This window comes from Pseudomonas neuropathica (assembly GCF_051174785.1).
GTDB classification, from domain to species: domain Bacteria; phylum Pseudomonadota; class Gammaproteobacteria; order Pseudomonadales; family Pseudomonadaceae; genus Aquipseudomonas; species Aquipseudomonas neuropathica_A.
In genome coordinates this window covers 2,290,126-2,315,146 of sequence record NZ_CP195111.1, presented here as the reverse complement: position 1 = coordinate 2,315,146, position 25,021 = coordinate 2,290,126, and the positions used below count along the sequence as shown (strand labels likewise).

Here is a 25,021-nt window from a genome sequence, read left to right as displayed (position 1 = left end):
GAAAGGTCTGACAGACGCTCAGTGCGCCAGCCGCCGCGCCATCGCATGAAGCAGCGGAAACAACAGCGCCCAGAGCAGGCCGATGCCGATCAGCGTCGATAACTCGCCATAGGGAAATTGCACCCCGGCCAGGCGTCCACCCGCGTAGTACGACAACGCGCCGCCGATGGCACCCAGCACACTGGCCAGCCACCACGGCCGGGCGCTCCATGCCAGGCAATGGCGCAATGTGGTGGCCAGCAGCGCCCAGAGCAGCATCAGCCACAGCGGAATCAGTGGTGACTGATCCTGAAACTCGAACACCCCTACACCACGCAACACACTGTCCACCGCCGTGCCGACAATTACCACGCTCAAAATCAAACGGCCTTCAGCCGCCCAACTGCTGATCCAGCGCAGATGAATCACCAGCACCGCCAACGCCAGCAACAACCACAAGCTGTTGCCGCCGAGTACGCAGGTCAGCCAGCCGATCTGGAACAGCACGGCATTGGCGACACGCTCAAGCATCGAAGCGTCCGAGCAACGGAGCGGTCATCGCTGCCGGTTTGGCTAGCAGCAATTGCGCGGTGCCGATGGTGCGTTCGAGGAAGCCGCCCTCGCAGTAGCACAGGTAGAACTCCCACAGCCGCAGGAAGTAGTCGTCATAACCCAGCTCGGTCAAACGGCCATGGGCGCGGCGGAAGTTCTCGTGCCACAGGCGTAGGGTTTTTGCGTAATGCAGGCCAAAATCTTCCATGTGCAGCAGGTTCATGTCGGTGTCGCGGCTGACCACTTCGAGCATTTTCTGCACGCAGGGCAGGGCGCCGCCGGGGAAGATGTAACGCTGGATAAAGTCGACGCCGCGCTTGGCTTGTTCGTAGCGTTGTTCGCGAATGGTGATCGCCTGGATCAGCATCAGGCCGTTGCTCTTGAGCAGGTGGGCGCATTGTTTGAAATAGGTCGGCAGGAAGCGGTGACCGACCGCTTCGATCATTTCGATCGACACCAGTTTGTCGTATTCGCCGGTGAGGTCGCGGTAGTCCTTGAGCAGCAGCGTGACCCGATCCTGCAAGCCCAGCTGTTCGATGCGTTGCGCGGTAAACGCGTACTGTTCTTTCGACAGTGTTGTGGTGGTTACACGGCAACCGTAATTTTGAGCAGCATAGAGCGCCATACTGCCCCAACCGGTGCCGATCTCCAGTAAGTGGTCGCCGGGTTTGAGCGCGAGCTTCTGGCAGATTCGCTCCAGCTTGTTCAATTGAGCCTGCTCCAGACTGTCTTCGGGCGTAAGGAACTGCGCCGCGGAATACATCATGGTCGGATCAAGAAACTGCTCGAACAGGTCATTGCCCAGATCGTAGTGCGCGGCGATGTTTTTCTGCGAGCCCTTGCGCGTATTGCGGTTGAGCCAGTGCAAGCCTTGCACCAACGGCCGGCCGAGGCGCGCCAGGCCGCCCTCCATGGCATCGAGCACGTCGAGGTTGCTGACGAACACGCGCACCACCGCTGTCAGGTCCGGCGAACTCCAATAGCCGTGAATAAACGCCTCGCCAGCACCGATCGAACCATTGCCGGCGACCATGCCCCAGACTGCCGGGTCGAGCACATGGATTTCCCCGAGCAAGGCACTGCCGGGCGTACCGAACATCAGCCGTTCGCCATCCTCGACTACCAGCAATTGCCCGTGTTTGAGTTGCGCCAATTGGCGTAACACGCCACGGCGCAGCAGCGATCCGGTCACACCGTTGGTGCTGAACCGACCGACCGACAGACTAGAGGATTTCATGGTGGTGCTCCTTGGGAGGCACAGTGGCGGTTTGAAAGCTGCCGTCGGCAGTCTGATGAGCAAAGATCGGTGCGCGTTTGAGCAGCAGTCGCAGCGCTTGCCAGTAAATCGCCAACGCGGTTTTTGCGGTCATCCACGGAAAGCGCCGCAAGTGACGGTGCAGGCTGTGGCGATCAAGGCTTTCGCGTTGCAGATTGAGCGTCGCGTCGAACAGTTTTTGCTCGCCCTGCCAGTCGGCCATGTGCACGCCGAGGGTTTGCGCGGCGGGGCTGAAGCTCATGCGGTATTCGAGGTCGCGTGGCAGGAACGGCGAAACATGAAAGGCTTTGGCCACGGCGAAGTGTTGATGGAAATCCTGCAGATTGACCGGCGGGCGCGCCGGCAACACATAGTGATAACGCTCGCGCCACGGCGTGTTGGTCACTTCGCAGACAATCGCCGCCAGTTGCCCGTCGGCTTCATGGCAATAAAAGAAACTCACCGGGTTGAACGACAACCCCCAACTGCGCGCCTGGGTCAGCAGGCAGATCGCGCCTTGCGGTTCGTGGCCGATGGCGATGCCGACCTGCTGACGCACGGCATCGATCAGGCGTATGCCACGGCCGGTAAAGGTCTTCAGGTAGTCAGTCTCGCGAAATGAAAACGGCGCAAAACGGCTGCGTCCGGCCAGTGGCGACAGTGCAAGCACCGCGTCCTGTTCGCTGAGATCGAGGTAGAGCAGACCGATCTGGTAGCGGAATTCATGGCGGCGCGGCGAGAAACGCCGATGGCCGATCCATCCGCTGTACAGGGCGCTGTTCATAAGGTTTCCCCGAATGCAGCGGCCACGCGCAAGGCGCTGACCACTCCGTCCTCATGAAAACCATTGGCCCAGTAGGCGCCGCAATAATGTGTGTGCTGCGCACCATCCAGTTCGCCCCAGCGATTCTGTGCTGCCACCGCCGCGAGGCTGAATTGCGGATGGGCGTAGGTGTAACGGGCAAGCACTTTGTCCGGGCTGATGCCGGCGCTCTGATTGAGGCTGACGCAGAACGTGGTGTCGCTCTGAATACCCTGCAGAATGTTCATGTCGTAGGTGACGGCGGCGTGAGTATGGCCGGCGCCGCTGAGCCGGTAGTTCCAGCTCGCCCAAGCCAGTTTGCGCGTCGGCAGCAAACGCGTGTCGGTGTGCAGCACCACTTCATTGTCGGCATAGGGCAGCGCACCGAGGATCGCGCGTTCGGCATTGCTGGGGACTGCCAGCAGTTTCAGCGCCTGGTCGCTGTGGCAGGCGAACACCACCCGATCGAAATGCTCAAGGCCTGCCGGGCTGTGGATAACTACGCCATGCACATCGCGATCAACCCGGGTTACCGGGCAATTGAGGCGAATCCGCTCCTTGAACGCGGCCGTCAGCGGCGCGATATAGGCGCTGGAACCGCCTTCGATGACTTGCCATTGCGGCCGCTCACTGACCGACAACAGCCCATGGTTCTTGAAAAAACGCACAAAAAATTGCAGCGGGAAGTTGAGCATTTCCGCCATCGGCATCGACCAGATCGCCGAGCCCATCGGCACGATGTAATGCAGGATGAAACGCTCGCCGTAACCGCCGGCCTTGAGGTATTCGTCGAGTGTGGTGTCGGCGGCGATGCGCAGTTCAACCAGGTCGCGCTGGGCTTCTTTATTGAAGCGCAGAATATCGCGCAACATGCCCCAGAACCCCGGCGACAACAGATTGCTGCGCTGGGCGAAGAGGCTGTTGAGGTTGTTGCCGTTGTATTCCAGGCCGGTGTCCGGGTCGGTCACCGAGAAACTCATTTCCGTCGGTTTGAACGCTACGCCGAGCTGGCCGAGCAGACGGATGAAGTTCGGGTAGGTCCAGTCGTTGAACACTATGAAACCGGTGTCCACCGCATATTGGCGGCCATCGACGGTCACCGGCACCGTGTGCGTGTGGCCACCGACCCAGTCGCCAGCCTCGAACACCGTGACTTCATGGCGGCGATTGAGCAGGTAGGCGCAGGTCAGCCCGGCGATCCCGCTGCCGACGATGGCGATTTTCATGTCGGATCCGTCAGCGGAGGCGACTTGCGCACCATGCGCTTGCCGATCGCCAGTTGCACGCGTGCCGGCAGTTTCGACAGCGGCCACAACGCGGCCATGAACAGCGCCGGAAAGGCGATCTCCAGCGGCCGGTCCTTTAGCTTGGCGAAGATGTGCCGTGCGGCTTTATCCACAGGCCAGCTCAAGGGCATGGGGAAATCATTCTTGGCGGTCAGCGGTGTTTCGACAAAACCGGGGCTGACCACGGTGACTTCAATGCCTTCGTCGGCCAGATCGATGCGCAGCGATTCGAACAGATAACGCAGACCGGCCTTCGACGCGCCATAGGCTTCGGCCCGTGGTAACGGCAGGTAGGTGACCGAACTGGCCACACCGACCAGATGCGGCGCGGTGCCTTTGCGCAGCAGCGGCAGCGCGGCTTCGATGCAGTAACTGCTGGCGAGCAGATTGGTGCGCACCACATGCTCGATGATCGAGGAATCGAACTGCTTGGCATCGACATATTCGCAGGTGCCGGCGTTGAGAATCACCGAGTCCAGCGAACCCCAGTCTGCGGCGATCTGCTCGCCGATTTCGCGCACAGTCTGGCTGTTGGTCAGATCCCCCGGCACCACCAGAACCTGCCCGGGATAGCGTTGCGACAAGACCTTGAGCGGGGCGATCTGGCGGGAACTGACCGCCAGATGCGCACCGGTTTTCAGAATCTCTTCAGCCAGCGCCGCACCGATGCCACTGCTGGCCCCGGTCAACCAATAACGCCGTGGAGGTGTACGACTCATCCCATTCTCCTTTTCAGCCAGGCAATCACCCGGCCCAATACTGGCAAGTGTTCATACAGCAGCGCCCCGGCATCGAAGTAATCCCGGTGGCGATAAACCTTGTCGCGCCAGAGCAGGTGCGAGCAGCCGCTGACGCGAATCACGCGGCCATTCGCCAAGCGCGGATGGCGATAGCTCATGACCCAGCGCAAATAGCCTTCGCAGTCGCTGATCTGGTCGAAACCATGAAAGTCGAAACGCAGTTCGCTGACGTTGGCGTACAGCTCGCCAAAGTAGTCGCGCAGCTGCGCCAGCCCCTGCACCTCGTGCAACGGGTCAGTAAAGTGAATGTCATCGCTGTACAGCTCGCCCAGGGTATGCAGGTTGTCTTTGTTCAACGCTGAAAATTGCCGGGCGAAACGGCGCAGGAATTCACTCATCATCACCTCCTGAAGACGTACGCGAAGGCAGATTCTTGAAGGCTGCCAGCGCCCGTTGGCGCGAGGTGCTGAGGTTGACGATCGGCGACGGATAGTCCGCCGCGCCGAACAAACCACCGACGTCGGCCGGGTTGTGCACTTGTTTCTTGTTGAGGGAGGCCAGTTCCGGCAACCAGTGCTTGATGAACAGGCCTTCGCTGTCGAACTTTTCCGACTGGCTCAGCGGGTTGAAGATGCGGAAGTACGGCGCCGAATCGGTTCCCGTCGACGAACTCCATTGCCAGCCGCCGTTGTTCGCCGCCAGATCCCCATCGATGAGGTGACGCATGAAAAAGCGTTCGCCTTCGCGCCAGTCGATCAGCAGGTTTTTGGTCAGGAACATCGCCACGATCATGCGCAGGCGATTGTGCATCCAGCCGGTTTCGAGAAGTTGGCGCATCGCGGCGTCGATGATCGGCAGACCGGTGCGCGCCTCTTGCCACGCGGCGAGATCCTCCGGCGCATCACGCCAGGCCAGCGCTTCGGTTTCCGGGCGAAAGGCGCGGTGCCGCGAGACTCGCGGATAGCCCACCAGGATGTGCTTGTAGAACTCGCGCCACAGCAGCTCATTGATCCAGGTGACCGCGCCGACCTTGCCGCTTTCGAACTCGCCCTGATTGCTTCGCAGGGCGGCATGCAAGCATTGGCGTGGCGAGATCACCCCAGCGGCGAGATACGCCGAGAGCTGACTGGTGCCGGGCTTTGCCGGGAAGTCGCGTTCGCTCTGGTAGTAGTCGATCTGCGCGTCGGTGAAGGTGTCGAGGCGGCGCCGGGCTTCCTTTTCGCCGGCGGGCCACAGATCACGCAGGGATTGGCTCGGTGTGGCGAAGCCTTTGACGGAATCAGGAACCGGATCGCTGTCGATGTTCAAAGCGCTTTGTTTGCCGGGAGCCTTTATCAGGGCAGGCATCGAGCGATGCAGGCGTTCGTAACAGACTTTGCGGAACTGGCTGAACACCTTGAAGTAGCTGTCGGTCTTGGTCAGCACCGTGCCGGGCTTGAACAACAATTGATCAAGATGGCTGTGGAAATCGATGCCCTCGGCCTTCAGCGCCTCGGCGACGGCTGCATCGCGACGGCTTTCATGGACGCCATATTCTTCATTGACGTGAACTGCCGCTATCTTCAGCTGCCGGCAGAGTTTAAGCAGCTCCGCCGGGGCCTGATCCCAGTGCGCTGCGGTGCGGATCAACAACGGAATGTTCAGTGCGGCGAGGCTATTGCTCAGCTCACTGAGGTTGCGCAGCCAGAAATCGACCTTGCACGGCGCATCGTCATGTTCCAGCCACTGCTGCGGGCTCAACAGGTACACGGCGACCGTCGGGCCGCGCGCTGCGGCGGCCGCGAGTGCAGTGTTGTCATGTTGGCGCAGGTCGCTGCGCAGCCAGATCAATTGCATGTCGGAACTCACTGCGTCCATTAGATCAGCCCACGCTGAACGAGTACCTGGTGCGCCAGCAGCGCGTCTTCAGCCAGGGACACATCAGTCATCTCGGAAGTTGTTGCGGACAACTCGGCGTGGTGGATGCATACCGTTGGTCCGACCAGCATTTTCGGGCAACTGACTCCGTTCAGTAGTTTGGGCAACTGCGCAAGGTTCATGGCTTTGCTGGAATACAGCAGTACGCCACGGGCTTGCAGATGTTCGACCGCCAGCGCCAGTTCGGCGGCCGGCAGCGGCCAGTCAAACACTTGCACCGGACAATCAGCGCCACTGATCAGCCACGCGCACAGCCACAGATGAGGTTCCAGTGGCAAGTCGGAATGATTGATCAACAGCAGCGGGGCGCCATGCAACTGACGATTGTTATGGTAGATGCGTGTGCCGAATTTGCTGCGTAACCACGAATAAAAGAACACCCGTTCCATCTGCGCGCCGAACTGGCCCTGCCAGCGCTGCTCCAGTTCCGCCAGCAGCGGCATGAGCAATTGCTCGCACAAGGTGCGTGGCGGGTAGAGCGCCATGGCCTGATTGACGCTGTCGTCGAGGCTGCGTTCATTGAGCTGCGTGACGGCTGCAAGCAGGGTTTGGCGCAAGCGCTGCCAGTCGTTTTCCACCGATTCGCTGAACGCCTGCGGTGCGTCGAGCAGCGGTTTGACCTGACTGACGGCAACACCACGGTTGAGCCAGGTGAGGATGGTCAGAATCTGTTGCACGTGTTCGGCCGAATACAGTCGGTGGCCTTTGGGGGTGCGTTGCGGCACGACCAGCCCGTAGCGGCGTTCCCACGCGCGCAAAGTGATCGCGTTGACGCCGGTCTGCCGGGCGACTTCGCGAATCGGCAGCCAGCCTTCATCGAGGGCTTTTTTAAAGTCCGCGCCAAGGTCTTCCTGGGCGCTGGTATCCATTTTGTCATTCATTAGATTGCGTTTCGCAGGCTGAGGTTTTCCGGGTGCGGTTGCAGGTAAACCTGTTGCGCGATGTACGAATCCGGATGGAGGCGAAAGTGATGCTTGAGCAGCGTCAACGGCACCACCAGCGGCACGATGCCCTGGCGGTACTGGCCGATGACGTGTTGCATTTCCTGTTTGTCTTCGGCGCTGATTACCTGTTTCAGATAACCGCTGATGTGCAGCAGCACGTTGCAGTGGGTGCCACGGGTGGCGCATTTTTTCAGCGCCGCCATCAGTTCGCTGAAGTAGCGTGGGCCGAGTTCGGTGGGATCGCTGTGGGCCATGTTGCCCAAAAGTTTGCCCAGTGCTTTGTATTGCAGTGGGTTGTGCGCCATCAGCAAGTACTTGTAGCGCGAATGGAATTCGGTGAGGGCGCGGCGGCTCAGACCTTTCGCGAGGACTTGCTGCCATTCGCTGTAGGCGAACACACGGGTGATGAAGTTTTCGCGCAGCACCGGGTCGTTGAGACGCCCGGCTTCTTCCACGGGCAGATCCGGATGCCGTGCGCAGAACGCCTGGGCGTAAATGCCGCGTCCGCCGCCGTTCACCGGGGCACCGTTGGCGTGGTAGACCTTGACCCGCTCCAAACCGCAGGACGGCGACTGCTGCATGAAGATGTAGCCGCAGATGTCATCGAGTTCGGCGGCCATTTTTTCGCCATACTCGGCCAGTGGTTGGGTGACGTTGATCGCCCGGTTCACCGTGCCGAGCGCTTGCGGATGCTCGGCATCGCCGACGAGGCGGATCGGTTCGCGGGGAATGCCCAGGCCGATTGCGACCTCGGGACACACCGGAAAAAAATCGAAATGCTCGGTGAGGGTACGGCTGCACAGTCGCGATTCCTTGTGTCCACCGTTGTAGCGCACCTCGGCACCCAGCAGGCAGGCGCTGATGGCGATTTTTGGTTTGGCTACGCAAGGATCGGACATGGGCACCTCGAATCTATACCTGTACAGAGGTAGATCTCTGTACAACTTTGCTCAGCATAGATTCGTGGATGTACAAGTCAAATTATTTGTATAACTTTTTGGATTAAACGCCGTTCACTGTGGGAGCGAGCTTGCTCGCGAATACGGTCTGTCAGTCAATGCATCTGTTGAATGTTAATCCGCATTCGCGAGCAAGCTCGCTCCCACAATGGTCGGTGGCTATTTCCAACCCTGTAGCCATTCAGCGTTGTTTTGTAGCGTCTGCCAGTCGAGCCGTTCAGCACGCTTGGTCAACACTGCCTGCAACTCGACTTCCAGCACCGTGCCTTCCTCGTCGCGAAACAGTTCAGTCACCAGAAAGTGTTTTTCACGATTCTGCGGGTGGGCTGCTGTCCATTTCGACAGCAGCAATTTACGCGGATTGATGCGGTTCATTGCAGGTGTTCGTGCAAGCGTCGCGCAGCTTCCTGGCCACTGAGCCAAGCGCCCTCGACACGCCCGGACAGGCACCAGTCGCCGCAGGCGTACAGGCCCAGATCGGCATCGGCCAGCGTGCCCCACTCGTGGCCTGTCGCGGGACGTGCGTAGAGCCAGCGGTGGGCGAGGCTGAAGCTCGGCGCGGGCATGGCGCTGTGCAGCAACTCGGCAAAGGCGCCGTGCAGTTGCTCGATCACCGCTTCCTTGGACAGGTCGATGTGTTGCCGGCTCCACGCGCTGGTGGCGTGTAGCACCCAAGTGTCGAGAGTGTTGTCGCGCCCCGGTTTACTGCGGTTTCGCGCCAGCCAGTCGAGCGGGCTGTCCTGCACGAAACAACCTTCGATGGGCGTATCCAGCGGTGTGTCGAAGGCGAGGGCGACGGCCCAGGTCGGCTCCATTTTCACCCCGGCAGCCGCCCCGGCGAGCTTCGGTGCAGCGGCCAGCAGTGCAGTCGCTTGCGGCGCTGGCGTGGCGATCACGACGTGGCTGAACGGGCCGTGTGTAAAGCCCTCGGCGTCCTGCAGATGCCAGTGTTCCTCGCCGCGATAGACCTCGGTGATCCGGCAGGCGAAATGCACCTCCAGGCCATCGAGCAAGCCACGGGTGATGGCGCTCATGCGCGGCGCACCGACCCAGCGGGTCTGCTCGTCCGGCGACAGATTCAGTTGCCCGCCCTGATACGTGTAGAGCTGCGGTGTCCACTCGGCGACCCAGCCCAGGCTTTGCCAGCGCTGCACTTCGGTGACGAAGCGGCGATCACGCGCAGTGAAATATTGCGCGCCCATGTCCAGCGAGCCAGCGTCACTGCGCTTGCTCGACATGCGCCCGCCGCTGCCGCGACTTTTATCGAACAATTGCACGGTGTGCCCGCTCTCTGTCAGAGCCTGGGCGGCGGAGAGTCCGGCAATGCCGGTGCCGATGATTGCGATAGGTACAGTCATAGGGGCCTCGTTTACCTTTCTGTACAGACTACGCTGTGGATGAAACCTGTACAATTTTGTTTTTTGGTATAACTTCTAGCGTTCTCGTTCTGACAGCTTGGCCTATGGTTAAACAATAGAGCCTGCCCGATAGAAAAGATCCCTGCTTATAAAAATAGACTAGTGATCCGGGTTAAACGCCACGCGAGGAAGATGTCATGCACATATTGCTGACCGGCGGTACTGGTTTGATAGGACGTCAGCTCTGCCGACACTGGTCGCAGCAGGGGCACCGCCTGACGGTGTGGAGTCGCAAGCCGGAAAAAGTCGCGAAGATCTGCGGCGCGCAGGTGCGTGGCATCGCGCGCCTGGAAGACCTCGGCGAGGAGCCTGTGGACGCGATCATCAATCTGGCAGGCGCGCCGATTGCCGATCGGCCGTGGACCCATCGTCGCAAGGCGTTGTTGTGGAGCAGCCGCATCACGCTGACGGAAACGCTGTTGGCGTGGCTCGAAACCCGCGCGCAGAAACCGGCATTGCTGATTTCCGGTTCGGCGATCGGCTGGTACGGCGATGGCGGCGAGCGCGAACTGACCGAAGATTCGCCGCCGGTGATCGACGATTTCGCCAGTCAGTTGTGCATTGCCTGGGAGGAAACCGCGCAACGTGCCGAGTCTCAGGGCATCCGCGTGGTGCTGGTACGAACCGGTCTGGTGCTGTCGGCCGAGGGCGGCTTTTTGTCGCGCTTGTTGTTGCCGTTCAAACTCGCGCTGGGCGGGCCGTTGGGCAATGGTCGGCAGTGGATGCCGTGGATTCATATCAACGATCAAATCGCCCTGATTGATTTTCTTCTGCACCGCGATCAGGCCAGCGGTCCTTATAATGCGTGCGCGCCGAAACCTGTGCGCAATCGCGAATTTGCCAAGACGCTGGGCAGCGTTTTACACCGCCCGGCGTTCATGCCGATGCCGACGCTGGCGCTGAAGGTCGGCCTCGGCGAGATGTCTTTGTTGTTGCTCGGCGGCCAGAAGGCCGTGCCGGCACGCTTGCTGGAAGCGGGCTTCACTTTCCAGTTCACGGATTTACGCGCGGCTTTGGATGATCTCTCCAGCCGCCTCTGAAATAGGACATTGCATGACCGATCACGCTTTGCTTCTGGTCAACCTGGGTTCCCCGGCCTCCACCTCGGTGGCCGATGTGCGCAGCTACCTCAATCAATTCCTGATGGACCCGTACGTGATCGACCTGCCATGGCCGGTGCGGCGTCTGCTGGTGTCGCTGATCCTGATCAAACGCCCCGAGCAATCGGCCCACGCCTACGCCTCGATCTGGTGGGAGGAGGGCTCGCCGCTGGTGGTGCTCAGCCGGCGCCTACAACAGCAGATGACGGCGCAATGGAAGCAGGGGCCGGTGGAGCTGGCGATGCGTTACGGCGAGCCATCGATTGAAACCTGCTTGCTCAAACTGGTGGCGGCGGGGCACAGGCGCATCACGCTGGCGCCGCTGTATCCACAGTTCGCCGACAGCACCACGACCACCGTGATCGAAGAAGCCAAGCGGGTGATCCGCGAAAAGAAACTCGACGTGCAACTGTCGGTGCTGCAACCGTTCTACGATCAGCCGGAATACCTCGATGCGCTGGTTGAAAGCGCCAGGCCGCATCTGCAGCAGGATTACGATCACTTGCTGCTGAGCTTCCACGGTTTGCCCGAGCGGCATCTGACCAAACTCGATCCGACCGGCAATCATTGTTTCAAGAATGACGACTGCTGCAAGAATGCTTCGCCTGCGGTATTGGCGACCTGTTATCGCGCGCAATGCCTGCGCACAGCGGCGTTGTTCGCTCAGCGCATGGGCCTGCCGGATGGCAAATGGTCGGTGTCGTTTCAGTCGCGTCTGGGCCGGGCCAAGTGGATCGAACCGTACACCGAAGCGCGGCTGGATGAACTGGCGAAAAGCGGCGTGAAGAAGATTCTGGTGATGTGCCCGGCGTTTGTTGCCGATTGCATCGAGACGCTGGAAGAGATTGGCGACCGCGGCAAGGAACAGTTCCGCGAAGCGGGGGGCGAAGAGTTGGTGCTGGTGCCGTGCCTGAATGACGACCCGCAATGGGCGAAGGCGTTGGCAACCCTTTGCGAACGAGCGCCGCTGGCCCTGTGATGATCGTTCCCACGCTCTGCGTGGGAATGCAGCCCGTGACGCTCCGCGTCACTGGACGCAGAGCGTCCCTAGAGGCATTCCCACGCAGAGCGTGGGAACGATCAGATCTAAAGGTTTAGATCAGCGGCTCATCCGCCTTCTTGTTCTTCCAGCCATCATTGCCCGGCAGAATCAGGTTCAGCGCAATCGCCACCACCGCGCACAGCGCGATGCCTTTGAGGCCGAAGTCGTCGGGACCTGTGCCAGTGCCGACCAGCACACCGCCAATCCCGAACACCAATGTCACCGAGACAATCACCAGATTGCGCGCCTCGCCCAGATCGATCTTGTGACGGATCAGGGTGTTCATGCCCACCGCCGCGATCGAACCGAACAGCAAGCACAGAATCCCGCCCATCACCGGCACCGGAATGCTTTGCAGCAGCGCGCCGAACTTGCCGATGAACGCCAGGCTGATGGCGAAGATCGCCGCCCAGGTCATGATTTTCGGGTTGTAGTTCTTGGTCAGCATCACCGCGCCCGTCACTTCGGCATAGGTGGTGTTTGGTGGGCCGCCGAACAGCCCGGCTGCGGTGGTGGCAATGCCGTCACCGAGCAGGGTGCGATGCAGGCCAGGCTTCTTCAGATAGTCGCGACCGGTCACGCTGCCGACCGCAATCACGCCACCGATGTGCTCAATGGCCGGGGCCAACGCCACCGGAACAATGAACAGAATCGCCTGCCAGTTGAATTCCGGCGCGGTGAAGTGCGGAATCGCAAACCATGGCGCTGCGGCAATCTTCGCGGTATCAACGACACCGAAATAGAACGCCATGGCAAAACCGACCAGCACACCGGAAATGATCGGCACCAGACGGAAGATACCTTTACCGAACACCGCCACGATCAACGTGGTGAGCAATGCCGGCATCGAGATCATCATCGCGGTCTGGTAATGGATCAGTTCAGAACCATCGCCAGCCTTGCCCATCGCCATGTTCGCGGCAATCGGCGCCATGGCCAGGCCGATGGAAATGATCACCGGACCAATCACCACCGGTGGCAGCAAGCGGTCAATGAAGCCCGTGCCTTTGATCTTCACGGCCAGGCCGAGGAAGGTGTAGACGAAACCGGCCGCCATCACACCGCCCATGGTCGCGGCGAGGCCGAACTGGCCCTTGGCGAGAATGATCGGGGTGATGAAGGCGAAGCTCGACGCCAGAAACACCGGCACCTGACGCCCGGTGACGATCTGGAACAGGATCGTCCCAAGACCTGCGGTAAACAGTGCCACGTTCGGGTCCAGGCCCGTGATCAGCGGCATCAGCACCAGGGCGCCGAAAGCCACGAACAGCATCTGGGCGCCGGACAGCACCGTGCGCCAGAGCGGATCGTTGAACTCGTGCTGCATGGTTACGCGTCCTTCTGCTTGGTGCCGAAGATCTTGTCACCGGCGTCGCCAAGTCCAGGGATGATGTAACCGTGCTCGTTCAAGCGCTCATCGATGGACGCGGTGTAGATGGTCACGTCCGGGTGAGCCTTTTCTACGGCAGCAATGCCTTCCGGCGCGGCGACCAGCACCATGGCGCGGATGTCCTTGCAGCCGGCTTTCTTCAGCAGATCAATGGTCGCAACCATCGAGCTGCCGGTGGCGAGCATCGGGTCGATGATCATCGCCAGCCGTTCGTTGATTTCCGGAACCAGTTTTTCCAGATAGGTGTGCGCTTGCAGGGTTTCTTCGTTGCGGGCAACGCCCACAGCGGAAACCTTGGCACCCGGGATCAGGCTCAGCACGCCTTCAAGCATGCCGATGCCGGCGCGCAGGATCGGCACGACAGTGATCTTCTTGCCGGCGATCTTCTCGACCGACACGGTGCCGCACCAGCCTGCAATATCGTAGGACTCCAGCGGCAAATCTTTTGTAGCTTCATAGGTCAACAGGGCGCCGACTTCCTGAGCGAGCTCACGGAAATTCTTGGTGCTGATGTCAGCGCGGCGCATCAGGCCGAGTTTATGGCGGATCAGCGGATGGCGGATCTCGAGGATGGGCATGGAAAAACTCCGGCGGCGGGCAAAAAAACCGGCCTAGATTAATCTATCCGAGGGTGATGTCCTATAGGACATTCTGTACGTTAGTCCATAAAGGCTTGATTCGGCCTCGATGGATGCGTACCTTTGCCCGCTTTTCCAATTCCGCCAACCCCTGGAGAGCGCCATGTCCGCTGATCTCGAGCATATCCGTCAAATCATGCGAGAGGCTGACTGCCTGTACACCGAATCTGAAGTCGAGGCCGCCATTGCCCGCGTCGGTGCACAAATCAACGAACAACTGGCCGACAGCAACCCGGTGGTGTTCTGCGTGATGAACGGCGGGCTGATTTTCTCCGGCAAGCTGCTGACTCATCTGCAGTTCCCGCTGGAAGCGTCCTACCTGCACGCGACTCGTTATCGCAACGAAACCAGCGGCGGCGACCTGTTCTGGAAAGCCAAGCCGGAAGTTTCGTTCATCGACCGTGACGTGCTGATCATCGACGACATCCTCGACGAAGGTCACACCCTCGGCGCGATCATCGACTTCTGCAAACACGCCGGCGCGCGCAAAGTGCACACCGCCGTGCTGATCGACAAGGACCACGACCGCAAGGCGCGTCCTGACCTGAAGGCTGATTTCGTCGGCCTGCCATGCATCGACCGCTACATCTTCGGTTATGGCATGGACTACAAAGGCTACTGGCGCAACGCCAACGGGATCTTTGCCGTTAAAGGCATGTAATCCGCGCCTCGGTCTAAATGTGGGAGCGAGCCTGCTCGCGAAGGCGTCGTGTCAGTAGCATCATTGAAAACTGACACACCGCTTTCGCGAGCAGGCTCGCTCCCACAGTTGTTTTGTGTATGCAGATCCATCCGCGTTCCCCATGCTAGAGTGCTCGGCCCCGCCCTCCGGAGCCCGTCATGAGCCTCTCGATCCGCAGCCTCGCCGCGCTTTTCCTGATCTTCAGCCTGCCTCTTTCCGCCGCGCCGATGCACAGCCAGTTCCTGCCGCCGGACGATCTGACCGTGCGCGATGCCGAGCCCGAGCAGCAGCAACTCATGCAGGTCACTGACTATGCCGTGGTTGTGGGCGCGCAACGCCAGTCCAATCAACAACCGATTCCGGTTACCTCGCCACTAATGATCCGCCTCAAGGGCAAGTCCTTGAACAAGGGCGCGACCTTCACCCAAGTGCTGGTCAATTTCGACGGCGAAAGCAAAAGCCTGAAAAAACCGGTCTACGACGACAAGGGCAAAACCCTGACGTTGTTTTATCCACAGGCCCAATACCGCGTGATCATCGATCTGCTGCGCAACGACACCGTGTATGTGCAGTTCCTCAGTTACGCCAACGGCCATATCTGGGCCGATTTGCACACCGGGGCGGTGCGATCGCGTTGAGCCGGGCGGCCGGGCAGGGGTAAACTGCCCGCCCCGTGTCATGTCTGCGAGCTGGAGTCGGCAATGCGTAAAGATAAGAAACAAGTGATTGGTGACGAGATCGGCGATGAGCAGATCAAGCTGTTCCTCGATTTTGAGCCGGTCGACGCCACTTCGCCGTCGCTGCACAAACTGATCAAGGCTTACCGTGGCTTGCGTATCGATGACTTCGAGCGCTTCCTCGGCTTCTTCGTCGCGGCGGGCTATGACGTTGATGGCAAAGATGAGCAGGGCAAGACCTTTGTTGACCTGATCGCCGATCAGCGCAACGCCCCGGAATACATCGAGCTGATCGAAAAGTCCCGCGGTTAAGGGCAAAAGACAAGATCAAAAGATCGCAGCCTTCGGCAGCTCCTACAGGATAAATACACATTCCATGTAGGAGCTGCCGCAGGCTGCGATCTTTTGATTCTGGCGTCCATAAAAAACGCCCCGATCGGGGCGTTTTTTATGCGGCGTGATCAAGCGTAGCTTGGCGTCTCGCTGCTTTCTTCAACCAGTTCCAGGGCGATGTTGTTCTGCGTGTTGATCTTGCGATACAGCGCAGCATCGGTTTCCAGCACCTTTTCACGGGCCGGGAAGATTTCCGCCAGTTTGCCAGCCCACTCACCCTTGGCCTTGGCCGGGAAGCACTTCTCGATCAGCTCGAGCATGATCGAAACGGTCACCGATGCACCTGGCGAGGCGCCGAGCAGGGCGGCGAGGGAACCGTCCTTGGCCGACACCAGTTCGGTACCGAACTGCAGGATGCCGCCCTTTTTCGGGTCTTTCTTGATGATCTGCACCCGTTGGCCGGCCACTTCCAGGCGCCAGTCTTCGGCTTTCGCCTCCGGGTAGAAACGGCGCAGGGATTCCAGACGCTGTTCCATCGATTGCATCACTTCGCTGACCAGGTACTTGGTCAGGTCCATGTTGTTTTTTGCCACGGCCAGCATCGGCCCGATATTGCCGGCGCGAACCGACAGCGGCAGGTCCATGAAGGAGCCGTGCTTGAGGAACTTGGTGGTGAAACCGGCGTACGGTCCGAACAGGAGGGATTTCTTGCCGTCGACCACGCGGGTGTCCAGGTGCGGCACCGACATCGGTGGCGAACCCACAGCGGCCTGGCTGTAAACCTTGGCCTGGTGATGCTTGACCACTTCCGGGTTGTCGCAACGCAGCCACTGGCCGCTGATCGGGAAGCCGCCGAAGCCTTTGCTTTCTTCGATGCCCGAAGCCTGCAGCAACGGCAACGCCGCGCCGCCTGCGCCGAGGAAGACGAACTTGGCGTCGACTTCACGGGTATTGCCGTTGTTGACGTCCTTGATGCTGACGGTCCAGCCGGCGCCGTTACGCTTGAGGCCAGTGACGCGCTTGCAGTATTTGACTTGAGTGTCCGGAGCGCTGGTCAGATGCTTGAGCAGCTGATTGGTCAGGGCGCCGAAGTTGACGTCGGTGCCATTCATCACGCGGGTGGCAGCGAGGACTTCGTCCGGCGAGCGGCCCGGCATCATCAGCGGCATCCACTCGGCCATCTTGGCCTTGTCTTCGGTGTACTCCATGTCGGCGAAAGCGTGGTGCTTGCTCAACACGTCGAAACGCGACTTGAGGAAAGACACGCCGCTGTCGCCCTGGACGAAACTCAGGTGCGGCACCGGGCTGATGAAGGATTTGCACGAGCCGAAGGTGCCTTTCCTGGTCAGGTACGACCAGAACTGCTTCGACACCTCGAACTGGGTATTGATGTGCACGGCTTTCTTGATGTCGACGGTGCCATCAGCGGCTTGCGGCGTGTAGTTCAGCTCGCACAGGCCGGCGTGGCCGGTACCGGCGTTGTTCCAAGGGTTGGAACTCTCCGCAGCACCGGAATCCATCAGCTCGACGACTTCCAGCTTGATCGCGGGGTCGAGCTCTTTGAGCAGCACGGCCAGGGTGGCACTCATGATGCCCGCCCCAACCAGAACTACGTCGACTGCTTCGTTATGCGCCATTTAACGCGTCTCCAAAATCTGCAGCACCAAATTGTCGGCATGGCTGCCAGGCGTTCCGGGACAGGTCAATGATGTCCGGGCTATCCGTGGTCAGGTCGCCATGTCCGAATCTTCGCAATTTTTCGCAACTTCGACGGATGTATGCGGCTTGGCTTTCAAGAGCTCCATGAACTCATTTCAGCACACGGCTGGCAATTCGACTTATGGTCGAGACATCCGTTTTTGTGCAACCAAATCCGTAGCGGACAGGCTTCAGGCTCCGATATTCGAGGTATACCCGGTCCTGTGTCGTTGGGCTGTTTCAGACGCTAATGGTGCATGTTCAGACGCAAAACTTTTCATTTGCTCGCCACACTCTTGTGAAGTTGTGAAAACCCGTTTTTTTCACGCTCTTTTGAAGACGTGAACCTCAAAAAGGGCTGTCCAGGCCTGGCACCTTGCCCGCAAAGGCAAAACAACGCGGTGGCCGAGCGTCATGACAGCTCTGCAGATTCGCGAAAAGCGGGGTTTTTGCCGGAAGAACAGGCAAGCGCGCCAACTTCACTCGATCTGTGTGGGCGGCTCTCTGTGGGCGATTTTGATGTCAAATGCATGCGCATTGACGCTGTTGCGGGGCCCGATCAGGAGACGTCCTTATAATCGGGGGGAGATTGTATCGAAGAAATGCGGGCAGTTGCTCGTGTTTAATGACTTTTATTAGGCATCCGGTCAGATGCTCAACATCGCTTGCACCCGTGCACGGGGCTGCGACGCTATGACGCGGGCGCTGGCGGGCAGTGGCTGGTGCAACCAGTTGAGGCGGATTTCTTCGATTTCCACCCAACCGTCGCCCATCGGTTGCAGGCTGCACTGCTTGAATGCCTGGCAATGGCCGTTGCGGTCGAGCAGGGCGAAGCTGCGATGCAGTGGACGTGGGGCGAACAACGAGATCAGATAACGCATGATTGAGTACCTTGTGGGGGACTGATTGCAAGGTTGCCAAGGCGCCGTGACGTCAACGTGTATGCCGGGTGAATAATCTGTGACAGGAACCGCTTTCCCAAGGGTTTGTCAGACATTTCAGTATTCGCTGCCGGGCGCTGGTTACCCGCAGTGGCCCACCGCTATACTGCCGGCCTGTTTGTGCCTGATTCTGGAGAGAAGAGCATGTTGCAACGCCTGTTGTTCGGTTTGATCACTGTGGCCGGTTTGACCCTGGCCGGCTGCGCCCACAGCCCGCAACAACTGAACCCGGAGCCGAAGCTGACCACCCAGCTGCCAGCGGTCGGCCGTGGCCAGCCAGTCGTCGTGCGTGTGGTTGACGGTCGTCCGTCGCCAACCCTCGGTACCCGTGGCGGCCTGTACCCGGAAACCAGCGCCATCACCGTGCAGCGCGAGCAGATCCTGCCGAAGCTGCAGGCTCAGGCTGAAGCTGCCGTGCGTCTGTTGGGTTTCACCCCGACCAACAACGCACCGAATGCTCCGCAGTTGACCGTGACCCTGGCCGAGCTGAAATACCAGTCGCCAAAAGAAGGCATGTACGTGACCGAAGCGACCATCGGCGCGACCTTCCGCTCCGATGTGCAAAACGCTAACCGCCGTTACAGCGGCCGTTACGGGGCTTCGCTGGACCAGCGTTTCGGCATGGCGCCGAACCAGGAAACCAACACCAAACTGGTCAGCGACGTGTTGAGCGATGCGCTGACGCGTCTGTTCAAGGATCCGACCGTGGGTCAGGTTCTGGCTGAGTAGTTTTCGGCGGATGTGAAAAAGCCCGGGGCCAGTGATGGTTTCGGGCTTTTTTGTGGGGCCTGAAATCGTACCCCCTCACCCCAGCCCTCTCCCCCAGGGGGGCGAGGGGGAAAGGGAGCCGATCGGGGGCTTTTCAGAACCGGAGTTCAACTCGAGTTTTTCAGGTGATGTATCTCGAAAAAACAACTCGGTCAGTCCCCTCTCCCTCTGGGAGAGGGCTAGGGTGAGGGTGCTTTTGCTTTTAGGCAGCCTGGGAATAGAAGTCGAGCACGCTCACGCCCGTCAACAAATCCGTCTCCGGCAAATCCGCATGCTGATGCCCGCCCAGCGCGCAATACACCAGCCAATGGCGATCCTGAACGTTGAAAGCGAGACTGCCGACGAGACTCTGTTGTTCTTCATAAGGCGTGATGAGGTACAGACGATCCTGGTTTTCAGCGTGAAGCATGTCGCGTTCCATGTGCGTTTCGAGGCGCGCATCTTGGTGTATCCACATGACGAAGCCGTGACACAGGACAGCCATCGGTCGATTGTCAGGTTATTTGTCGCAAAGACTGGGGTTGAACCGGCAGGTTTGGTTAGAATCCGCGCCGCAGTCGTCGATCTGGCGACTGCCGTACCGGTTCAGATAGAGGTCTGTGATGTCGCTGCATTTGATGACGCTGTTTACCGCCCATCCCGCCAAGTTGATCAACTTGCTGGCGCTGCTGTTGGCGTTTCCGGGCAGTTGGCTGCTGCACGCCACCCGCCGCCGTGAACAGCGCGCGATGGCCAGCATTGCCGCCCAGCGTCAGGCGCAGCCGAATGCCGAGCCGATCCTGGACTGGGCGACCTTGCGCATGAACCGGTTTTTCTATCGTTTTGGTTTTGCCTGCTTGGGCCTGGCCCTGATCGTTTCCTGGATCAGCACGCGCTTCTAAAAGCTTCAGGCATAAAAAACGGCGCCCGAAGGCGCCGTTTTTGCGTCAGGTGGAAACCGCTTACAGCGGCAACCCAGCCTTGACCCGATACTGATTACGCACTGGCGTCGCATATTGCAGCACCAGATATGGACGATGCTCCTCAGGGCAAGCGTCCAGCCGGCTCTGCCATTCTTCCTGTGCCTTGGCCAGTTCATCGGCCGGGAACACCTCGGCAGCTTTCGGCACATTCAACTGCGGATCGGCATCGGCCCACTGCGCATACGCCAGGTAATGCACCGGGAATAACCGGTAACCGCCAAGAATCTGCTTGTCCATCTCGACCGCCAATTGCTTGGTGTCTTCAAACAGTTCGGTGATCGGCGCCGCGAAGTTCACGTGCACCCGCCCCTTGTAGCCAGTGATGCCCTTGGCGATGCTCACGTCATCCTCGCCCGGCGCTTTCGCGTAGGTGCCGGTGGTGGCGCGGATGAACAGCTCGCGGGCCTTGGCCTGATCGCACGGGTCGTATTCGTAGCTGATCGACACCGGGGTGACGTTCAGCGAGCGGATGACTTCGCCGAACGGTTCGTCCTTGCGGCTCATGTGGAACATCTTGAGGATCGCCGACTCGGTGCGGTCATCGCCATCCTTCGCCCGACCTTCAGCCTGAGCGATCCAGATCGAGGCGCAATCGTTGCGGATCGAATGGTTGATGTACGCCGACAGCAGTTGATACGCGGCCATTTTCTCGCGACGACCGGTGATCGAGCGATGGACGATGAAGCTCTTGTTCAGGCGCATCAGGTCGCTGACAAACGGCTTTTGCAGCAGGTTGTCGCCAATCGCAATGCGCGGCGTCGGCAGGCCGGCGTGGTACACGGCATAGTTGACGAAGGCCGGGTCCATCACGATATCGCGATGGTTGGCGATGAACAGATAGGCACTGCCGGACTTGAATTGCTCGACACCGGTGTAGGTCACGCCGTCGGTAGCGCGCTCAATGGTGTGGTCGACGTAGGACTCGACCTTGTCCTGCAACGTCGCCACTGACGTCACGTCGGCGAACTCACGACGCAGCCGATGGGCTATAAGTGGTTTGAGCATCCAGCCGAAGGCACCGGCAAAGCGCGGGAAGCGGAAGTGGGTGAGGATATCTAGAAACGCCTTGTCGCCGAGCAGTCTTGCCAGTACCACAGGTACTTCGCTGTCGTCGTAAGGTCGGATGGCATCGAATTCGCCCATCATGCTCTCTTGTTGGAAACGGCTAGGGTAAGTAAAGGTTTTGATCGAAAACCCGCGGGGCACGGTCTGAAAAAGTAGCCAGACAAAAATAGCCCTGCAAATAGACCGGCGATTATACGCACAAGTCACTTGGGAGACCGCGATGCTGGAGAGCGCACTGTACGAATGTCCGTATTGTGGTGAGCAAGTCGAAACGACGCTGGACCTGTCCGGCGGTGATCAGACGTACATTGAGGACTGTCAGGTGTGTTGTCGGCCGATCACGTTTGTATTGCAGGTTCATGGAGAGGAATGGCATCTGGAAGTCTTCAGCGAAAACGAGTGAGGCGCGCCCATGCAGCGAATCTACGAGCCGGAAAACCTGATGGAAGGCGAAATGCTCAAGGGCATGCTCGCCAGCGAAGGGATAGAGGCGCACTTGATCGGCCGTGATTTGCTTGGTGGTACGGGTGAATTGCCGATTTTCGGTCTGCTGGGACTGTCCGTCGATAACGACCAGGCCGAATACGCCCGCGAGCTGATCACCGCGTACAATGCCGCGCTGCCGCTGCCCGGCGATGAACCGGAGAGCTTCCCCGGGACGCTGGTCTGTTAGGCTGAGCTTCGTTTTACTTCAGAGTCGTGTTGCCCCATGTGTGGACGTTATGCCCTGTTTCGCTGGAACCGCGATTTCGCGGCCCTGCCAGGTTTTCCCGCCGATCAGCAGGCGCAGTGGAACATTTCCCCCAATGATTCGGTGTTGATGCTGCGTGCCGGTGAAGATGGCCAGCGCACGTTGGCCCGCGCCCGCTGGGGCCTGACACCGCCATGGCTGACCGATCTGTCGAAAACCCCGGCGCATGCCCGGGCGGAAACCGTGGCTGAGCAGCCGATGTTTCGTGAGGCGCTGCGCCAGCGTCGTTGCCTGCTACCGGCGAATGGTTTTTACGAATGGCGCGGGACCCAGCGCAAGCGGCCGTTCTGGTTGACGCCGGGGGAGGGCTCTTCGCTGTTTTTTGCGGCGATCTGGGAGGCGTATCCGGTGCAGGAGCAGGTGTGGTTGAGTACGGCGGTGATTACTCAGCCGGCGTCGAGTCAGCGGCGGCCGTTGATCCTTGATGAAGCAGGGCAGGCGGCGTGGCTCGATCCCGAAACGCCATTGCATGTGTTGCAAGGGTTGCTGGCCAGTGAACCGGCGGCGCTGCGCGAGCGGGTGTTGGCGAATCTGATCAATGATCCGAAGCTCAATGGGCCGGAGTGTTTGACCCCGGGTTAAAGCCTGTAGATCAAAAGCCCCTCACCCTAGCCCTCTCCCAGAGGGAGAGGGGACTGACCGCGGGATATTGACGAAACACACCGACTTGAAAGCTCTTCACCGAATCCATAATCGCCACGATTTTTCAGGTCGATGTATGACGGGAGACAACTCGGTCGGCCCCCTCTCCCTCCGGGAGAGGGCTGGGGTGAGGGTGCTTTTCGCTTTTTAGACCTTGAACTGATTGATCAACCGCCGCTGCTGTTCCGCCAACTTGGTCAAATCCGCGCTAGCCGAACTCGACTCATCCGCACCACCCGCCACTTCATTCGCCACTTGCCCGATATTGATCACATTGCGGTTAATGTCATCCGCCACCGCGCTCTGCTCTTCCGCCGCGCTGGCAATCTGCGTGTTCATGTCGTTGATCACCGACACCGCCTGGGTAATCGTCTCCAGCGCCTCGGCCGCTTTCGCCGCGTGCTGAACGCTTTCATCAGTGCGGTTCTGGCTGTCCTCCATGACCCGCACCACATCGCGAGTGCCCTGCTGCAGTTGCTGAATCATGCTCTGGATTTCTTCAGTGGCTTTCTGGGTTTTCTGCGCCAGATTGCGCACCTCGTCTGCCACCACCGCAAAACCACGACCCTGTTCACCGGCACGCGCCGCTTCAATCGCCGCGTTCAGCGCCAGCAGATTGGTCTGCTCGGCAATCCCGCGAATCGCCGTGAGAATCGCGTTGATGTTTTCGCTGTCCTTGGCCAGCGTCTGCACCACGTCTACCGCCTTACCGATTTCCACCGCCAGCACACCAATCGAGTTCGAGGTGTCACGGACAATCTGCATGCCCTGGCTGGCCGCTTGATCAGCATGGCTGGCCGCTTGTGCCGCCTGCGTTGCGTTACGTGCGACGTCCTGCGCGGTGGCGGTCATTTCCTGCACTGCCGTGGCGACTTGATCGATCTCGGCCATTTGTTTCTGGATGCCGATGTTGGTGCGAATGGCGATGTCGGCGGTGTGTTCCGAAGAATCGCTGACGCTCTGCACCGACGTCACCACTTGCGTGATCATCGCCTGCAACTTGGCCAGGAAGGTGTTGAAGCCCTTGGCGATCGAGCCGAGCTCATCGCTGCGATCACTGCTCAAGCGTCGGGTCAGATCACCTTCACCCTGAGCAATGTCATTGAGCATGGCGACCATTTGCTTCAGCGGTCGGGCGATGCCGTGGCCGACCAGCCAGATCACCAGGAGGCCAATGCCGGCGATGAGCAGACCGACCATGGCCATGCCGAACGTGTCGGACTTGCGTTGAGCATCAAGGTCGGCCTGCAGTTTTTGCAGATCCGCCATCACCGCGTTGAGCGGCAATTGCAGCATCAATGTCCAGCGCGCGTCGGTCTGGCCGATGCCGAACGGCAGGTACAACTCGATGCGGCCCTTGTCCTTGTTGACGGAGTAAGTTACTTCGCCGCGTTTGAGATTGGCCAGGTTGCCGATCTGCTCGGCGTCGAGGATATCGCTGACTTTTTCGCCGAATTTGCTCGGGTCCTTGGTGTAGGCAACGATCCGGCCGTTGCCGCCGATCAGGGCCATCTGCCCGGCACCGCTGTACAGCTTCTGGTTGGCGCCGAGGAGCATTTCCTGAATGAAGTTCACCGACAGGTCAGCACCGACGATGCCCTGGAAGGCGCCGTTGAGCATGATCGGTTCAATAAAAGAGGCGAGCATGACGATCTTGTCGCCGACCTTGTACGGCGCCGGATCGATCACGCAGGCTTTCTTCGTTTCTTTCGAGCACAGGTAGTACTCGCTGGCGCGCACGCCGGTGGACAGGGTTTTCTGGTCGTCGACGTCGACCAGTTTGTCCAGGCCGAGGGTGCCGTCGTCATTGCGGAACCACCACGGCAGGAAGCGCCCGTTGGCGGCGTCGATACCGACCACGCTGGTGCCGACGTAGGCTGCGTCGTTGTGGTCGAGGGCATTTTTTTCCCAGCCGATGTAAGTGCCGAGAATCTTCGGGTTCTGTTCGACGTTCTCTTTGATCAGACTGATCAGTTGCTCACGGCTGACGGTCAGGCGTGGCTGGCCATCGGCGCCCGGCGTACCGAGCAAGGCGTTGACCCGCACCAGACCGCCGGCAATCAGCAGCGGCGCTTCGAGTTCGCGCTGGATCTGGCTGACTTGGGTTTGTGCCAGCGAAGTCAGGCGCTGTTCGATGACTTGCTCGAACTGAGCCTGGGTGCGCTGTTGCACCATTTCCTGCGTGCGCGCACCGGAGAACAGCGCGTACAGCACCAGCGCAGCCACTACGCTAAGTACGATGGCGCCAGCCAGGGCTGCAACGGAAAACTGGATCGACTTGAACTTCATGGGAGCTCCGCACGCAAGAGGACGTCTGCGCTGATGTATCGGCAGGCGGCATGGGGCCATGAGTGAGGCAGGGCGGAATTGAATGCGCGTGTCGCAAATGGATCAGTGCGCGACGCAGTTGCACAGGGCCTGGCGGTCGCTGTGAATTTTTTACGACAGGTCAGGTGGGAAACAGCTGAAAGTCGCTGCAA

28 protein-coding genes are annotated in these 25,021 nt (G+C 59.8%); 10 read left to right on the top strand and 18 right to left on the bottom strand.

The window, feature by feature from the left end:
• Nucleotides 1-18: 18 nt before the first annotated feature.
• From ACRRSD_RS10445 to ACRRSD_RS10395, 11 genes are all read right to left on the bottom strand, one after another.
• Nucleotides 19-510, bottom strand: a complete 492-nt coding sequence (locus ACRRSD_RS10445; RefSeq protein ID WP_435038005.1) for a DUF2878 domain-containing protein — start codon at nucleotides 508-510, stop codon at nucleotides 19-21.
• The gene (locus tag ACRRSD_RS10440) at nucleotides 503-1,768 is read right to left on the bottom strand and encodes a class I SAM-dependent methyltransferase (RefSeq protein ID WP_435038004.1); all 1,266 of its coding nucleotides are present in this window, start codon (nucleotides 1,766-1,768) and stop codon (nucleotides 503-505) included. Before ACRRSD_RS10440 ends, ACRRSD_RS10445 begins: the two co-directional genes overlap by 8 nt.
• On the bottom strand, nucleotides 1,755-2,570 hold the full coding sequence (locus ACRRSD_RS10435; protein WP_435038003.1) for a DUF1365 domain-containing protein: 816 nt from the start codon (nucleotides 2,568-2,570) through the stop codon (nucleotides 1,755-1,757). Before ACRRSD_RS10435 ends, ACRRSD_RS10440 begins: the two co-directional genes overlap by 14 nt.
• The gene (locus ACRRSD_RS10430) at nucleotides 2,567-3,814 is read right to left on the bottom strand and encodes an NAD(P)/FAD-dependent oxidoreductase (RefSeq protein WP_435038002.1); all 1,248 of its coding nucleotides are present in this window, start codon (nucleotides 3,812-3,814) and stop codon (nucleotides 2,567-2,569) included. Before ACRRSD_RS10430 ends, ACRRSD_RS10435 begins: the two co-directional genes overlap by 4 nt.
• On the bottom strand, nucleotides 3,811-4,593 hold the full coding sequence (locus ACRRSD_RS10425; RefSeq protein WP_435038001.1) for an SDR family NAD(P)-dependent oxidoreductase: 783 nt from the start codon (nucleotides 4,591-4,593) through the stop codon (nucleotides 3,811-3,813). Before ACRRSD_RS10425 ends, ACRRSD_RS10430 begins: the two co-directional genes overlap by 4 nt.
• Nucleotides 4,590-5,012: a nuclear transport factor 2 family protein gene (locus tag ACRRSD_RS10420; protein WP_435038000.1), complete on the bottom strand. Its 423-nt coding sequence runs from the start codon at nucleotides 5,010-5,012 to the stop codon at nucleotides 4,590-4,592. The genes ACRRSD_RS10425 and ACRRSD_RS10420 overlap by 4 nt, the downstream gene beginning before the upstream one ends.
• Nucleotides 5,005-6,450, bottom strand: a complete 1,446-nt coding sequence (phrB, locus tag ACRRSD_RS10415; RefSeq protein WP_435037999.1) for a deoxyribodipyrimidine photo-lyase — start codon at nucleotides 6,448-6,450, stop codon at nucleotides 5,005-5,007. The genes ACRRSD_RS10420 and phrB overlap by 8 nt, the downstream gene beginning before the upstream one ends.
• A 20-nt stretch (nucleotides 6,451-6,470) precedes the next feature.
• Complete coding sequence (locus ACRRSD_RS10410; protein ID WP_435037998.1) at nucleotides 6,471-7,412, bottom strand: MerR family transcriptional regulator; 942 nt, start codon at nucleotides 7,410-7,412, stop codon at nucleotides 6,471-6,473.
• Nucleotides 7,412-8,374 (bottom strand): 2-thiouracil desulfurase family protein, encoded by a 963-nt coding sequence (locus ACRRSD_RS10405; RefSeq protein ID WP_435037997.1) that lies wholly within the window; start codon nucleotides 8,372-8,374, stop codon nucleotides 7,412-7,414. The genes ACRRSD_RS10410 and ACRRSD_RS10405 overlap by 1 nt, the downstream gene beginning before the upstream one ends.
• 219 nt (nucleotides 8,375-8,593) lie before the next feature.
• On the bottom strand, nucleotides 8,594-8,809 hold the full coding sequence (locus ACRRSD_RS10400; protein WP_435037996.1) for a TIGR02450 family Trp-rich protein: 216 nt from the start codon (nucleotides 8,807-8,809) through the stop codon (nucleotides 8,594-8,596).
• Nucleotides 8,806-9,792: an NAD(P)/FAD-dependent oxidoreductase gene (locus tag ACRRSD_RS10395; protein ID WP_405122881.1), complete on the bottom strand. Its 987-nt coding sequence runs from the start codon at nucleotides 9,790-9,792 to the stop codon at nucleotides 8,806-8,808. Before ACRRSD_RS10395 ends, ACRRSD_RS10400 begins: the two co-directional genes overlap by 4 nt.
• Before the next feature lie 197 nt (nucleotides 9,793-9,989).
• Between ACRRSD_RS10395 and ACRRSD_RS10390 the strand changes: the two genes are divergently transcribed.
• Complete coding sequence (locus ACRRSD_RS10390; RefSeq protein ID WP_435037995.1) at nucleotides 9,990-10,892, top strand: TIGR01777 family oxidoreductase; 903 nt, start codon at nucleotides 9,990-9,992, stop codon at nucleotides 10,890-10,892.
• 13 nt (nucleotides 10,893-10,905) lie between these two features.
• A complete protein-coding gene (hemH, locus tag ACRRSD_RS10385) occupies nucleotides 10,906-11,931 on the top strand; it encodes a ferrochelatase (RefSeq protein WP_435037994.1) in 1,026 nt (341 codons plus the stop codon).
• Between the two features lie 115 nt (nucleotides 11,932-12,046).
• On the opposite strand, the gene ACRRSD_RS10380 is transcribed toward hemH, so the two are convergent.
• Together ACRRSD_RS10380 and upp are read right to left on the bottom strand one after the other, a co-directional pair.
• Nucleotides 12,047-13,321, bottom strand: coding sequence for a uracil-xanthine permease family protein (locus ACRRSD_RS10380; RefSeq protein WP_435037993.1), 1,275 nt, complete (start codon nucleotides 13,319-13,321; stop codon nucleotides 12,047-12,049).
• Nucleotides 13,322-13,323: 2 nt separating this feature from the next.
• On the bottom strand, nucleotides 13,324-13,962 hold the full coding sequence (gene upp, locus ACRRSD_RS10375) for a uracil phosphoribosyltransferase (RefSeq protein ID WP_102359089.1): 639 nt from the start codon (nucleotides 13,960-13,962) through the stop codon (nucleotides 13,324-13,326).
• Nucleotides 13,963-14,125: 163 nt separating this feature from the next.
• On the opposite strand from upp, the gene ACRRSD_RS10370 reads away from it, so the two are divergent.
• The 3 genes from ACRRSD_RS10370 to ACRRSD_RS10360 all read left to right on the top strand — a co-directional run bounded on the left by ACRRSD_RS10370 (nucleotide 14,126) and on the right by ACRRSD_RS10360 (nucleotide 15,693).
• Complete coding sequence (locus tag ACRRSD_RS10370; protein WP_016987197.1) at nucleotides 14,126-14,683, top strand: hypoxanthine-guanine phosphoribosyltransferase; 558 nt, start codon at nucleotides 14,126-14,128, stop codon at nucleotides 14,681-14,683.
• Nucleotides 14,684-14,862: 179 nt separating this feature from the next.
• Nucleotides 14,863-15,342 (top strand): hypothetical protein, encoded by a 480-nt coding sequence (locus tag ACRRSD_RS10365; protein ID WP_435037992.1) that lies wholly within the window; start codon nucleotides 14,863-14,865, stop codon nucleotides 15,340-15,342.
• Nucleotides 15,343-15,405: 63 nt separating this feature from the next.
• Nucleotides 15,406-15,693: a PA4642 family protein gene (locus ACRRSD_RS10360; protein WP_150652030.1), complete on the top strand. Its 288-nt coding sequence runs from the start codon at nucleotides 15,406-15,408 to the stop codon at nucleotides 15,691-15,693.
• 149 nt (nucleotides 15,694-15,842) lie between these two features.
• Here ACRRSD_RS10360 and mqo read toward each other — a convergent pair whose 3' ends face one another.
• Together mqo and ACRRSD_RS10350 are read right to left on the bottom strand one after the other, a co-directional pair.
• Entirely contained in the window at nucleotides 15,843-17,351 is a 1,509-nt protein-coding gene (mqo, locus tag ACRRSD_RS10355; RefSeq protein ID WP_435037991.1) for a malate dehydrogenase (quinone), read from the bottom strand.
• Nucleotides 17,352-18,059: 708 nt separating this feature from the next.
• Nucleotides 18,060-18,293 (bottom strand): hypothetical protein, encoded by a 234-nt coding sequence (locus ACRRSD_RS10350; protein WP_007912834.1) that lies wholly within the window; start codon nucleotides 18,291-18,293, stop codon nucleotides 18,060-18,062.
• Nucleotides 18,294-18,497: 204 nt separating this feature from the next.
• Here ACRRSD_RS10350 and ACRRSD_RS10345 point away from each other — a divergent pair, with 204 nt between their 5' ends.
• Nucleotides 18,498-19,082: a YajG family lipoprotein gene (locus ACRRSD_RS10345; protein WP_008086137.1), complete on the top strand. Its 585-nt coding sequence runs from the start codon at nucleotides 18,498-18,500 to the stop codon at nucleotides 19,080-19,082.
• 241 nt (nucleotides 19,083-19,323) lie between these two features.
• Here the strand turns inward: ACRRSD_RS10345 and ACRRSD_RS10340 are convergent, their stop codons facing one another.
• On the bottom strand, nucleotides 19,324-19,530 hold the full coding sequence (locus ACRRSD_RS10340; RefSeq protein ID WP_108226064.1) for a hypothetical protein: 207 nt from the start codon (nucleotides 19,528-19,530) through the stop codon (nucleotides 19,324-19,326).
• Between the two features lie 193 nt (nucleotides 19,531-19,723).
• Here ACRRSD_RS10340 and ACRRSD_RS10335 point away from each other — a divergent pair, with 193 nt between their 5' ends.
• A complete protein-coding gene (locus tag ACRRSD_RS10335) occupies nucleotides 19,724-20,002 on the top strand; it encodes a hypothetical protein (RefSeq protein WP_016985168.1) in 279 nt (92 codons plus the stop codon).
• A 60-nt stretch (nucleotides 20,003-20,062) separates the two neighbouring features.
• On the opposite strand, the gene ACRRSD_RS10330 is transcribed toward ACRRSD_RS10335, so the two are convergent.
• Nucleotides 20,063-21,226, bottom strand: coding sequence for a 1-acyl-sn-glycerol-3-phosphate acyltransferase (locus ACRRSD_RS10330; RefSeq protein WP_007912824.1), 1,164 nt, complete (start codon nucleotides 21,224-21,226; stop codon nucleotides 20,063-20,065).
• Between the two features lie 142 nt (nucleotides 21,227-21,368).
• Here ACRRSD_RS10330 and ACRRSD_RS10325 point away from each other — a divergent pair, with 142 nt between their 5' ends.
• Genes ACRRSD_RS10325 through ACRRSD_RS10315 form a run of 3 tightly spaced genes read left to right on the top strand, consistent with a single transcriptional unit; the run spans nucleotide 21,369 to nucleotide 22,481 of the window.
• Nucleotides 21,369-21,551: a CPXCG motif-containing cysteine-rich protein gene (locus tag ACRRSD_RS10325; protein WP_038360988.1), complete on the top strand. Its 183-nt coding sequence runs from the start codon at nucleotides 21,369-21,371 to the stop codon at nucleotides 21,549-21,551.
• A 9-nt stretch (nucleotides 21,552-21,560) separates the two neighbouring features.
• The gene (locus tag ACRRSD_RS10320) at nucleotides 21,561-21,821 is read left to right on the top strand and encodes a putative signal transducing protein (RefSeq protein ID WP_007912819.1); all 261 of its coding nucleotides are present in this window, start codon (nucleotides 21,561-21,563) and stop codon (nucleotides 21,819-21,821) included.
• Between the two features lie 36 nt (nucleotides 21,822-21,857).
• Nucleotides 21,858-22,481 carry an SOS response-associated peptidase gene (locus ACRRSD_RS10315; RefSeq protein WP_150693150.1) on the top strand — a complete coding sequence of 208 codons (624 nt, stop codon included), beginning with the start codon at nucleotides 21,858-21,860 and terminating at the stop codon, nucleotides 22,479-22,481.
• A gap of 207 nt (nucleotides 22,482-22,688) precedes the next feature.
• Here the strand turns inward: ACRRSD_RS10315 and ACRRSD_RS10310 are convergent, their stop codons facing one another.
• Entirely contained in the window at nucleotides 22,689-24,830 is a 2,142-nt protein-coding gene (locus ACRRSD_RS10310) for a methyl-accepting chemotaxis protein (protein ID WP_435037990.1), read from the bottom strand.
• Nucleotides 24,831-25,021: the final 191 nt, after the last annotated feature.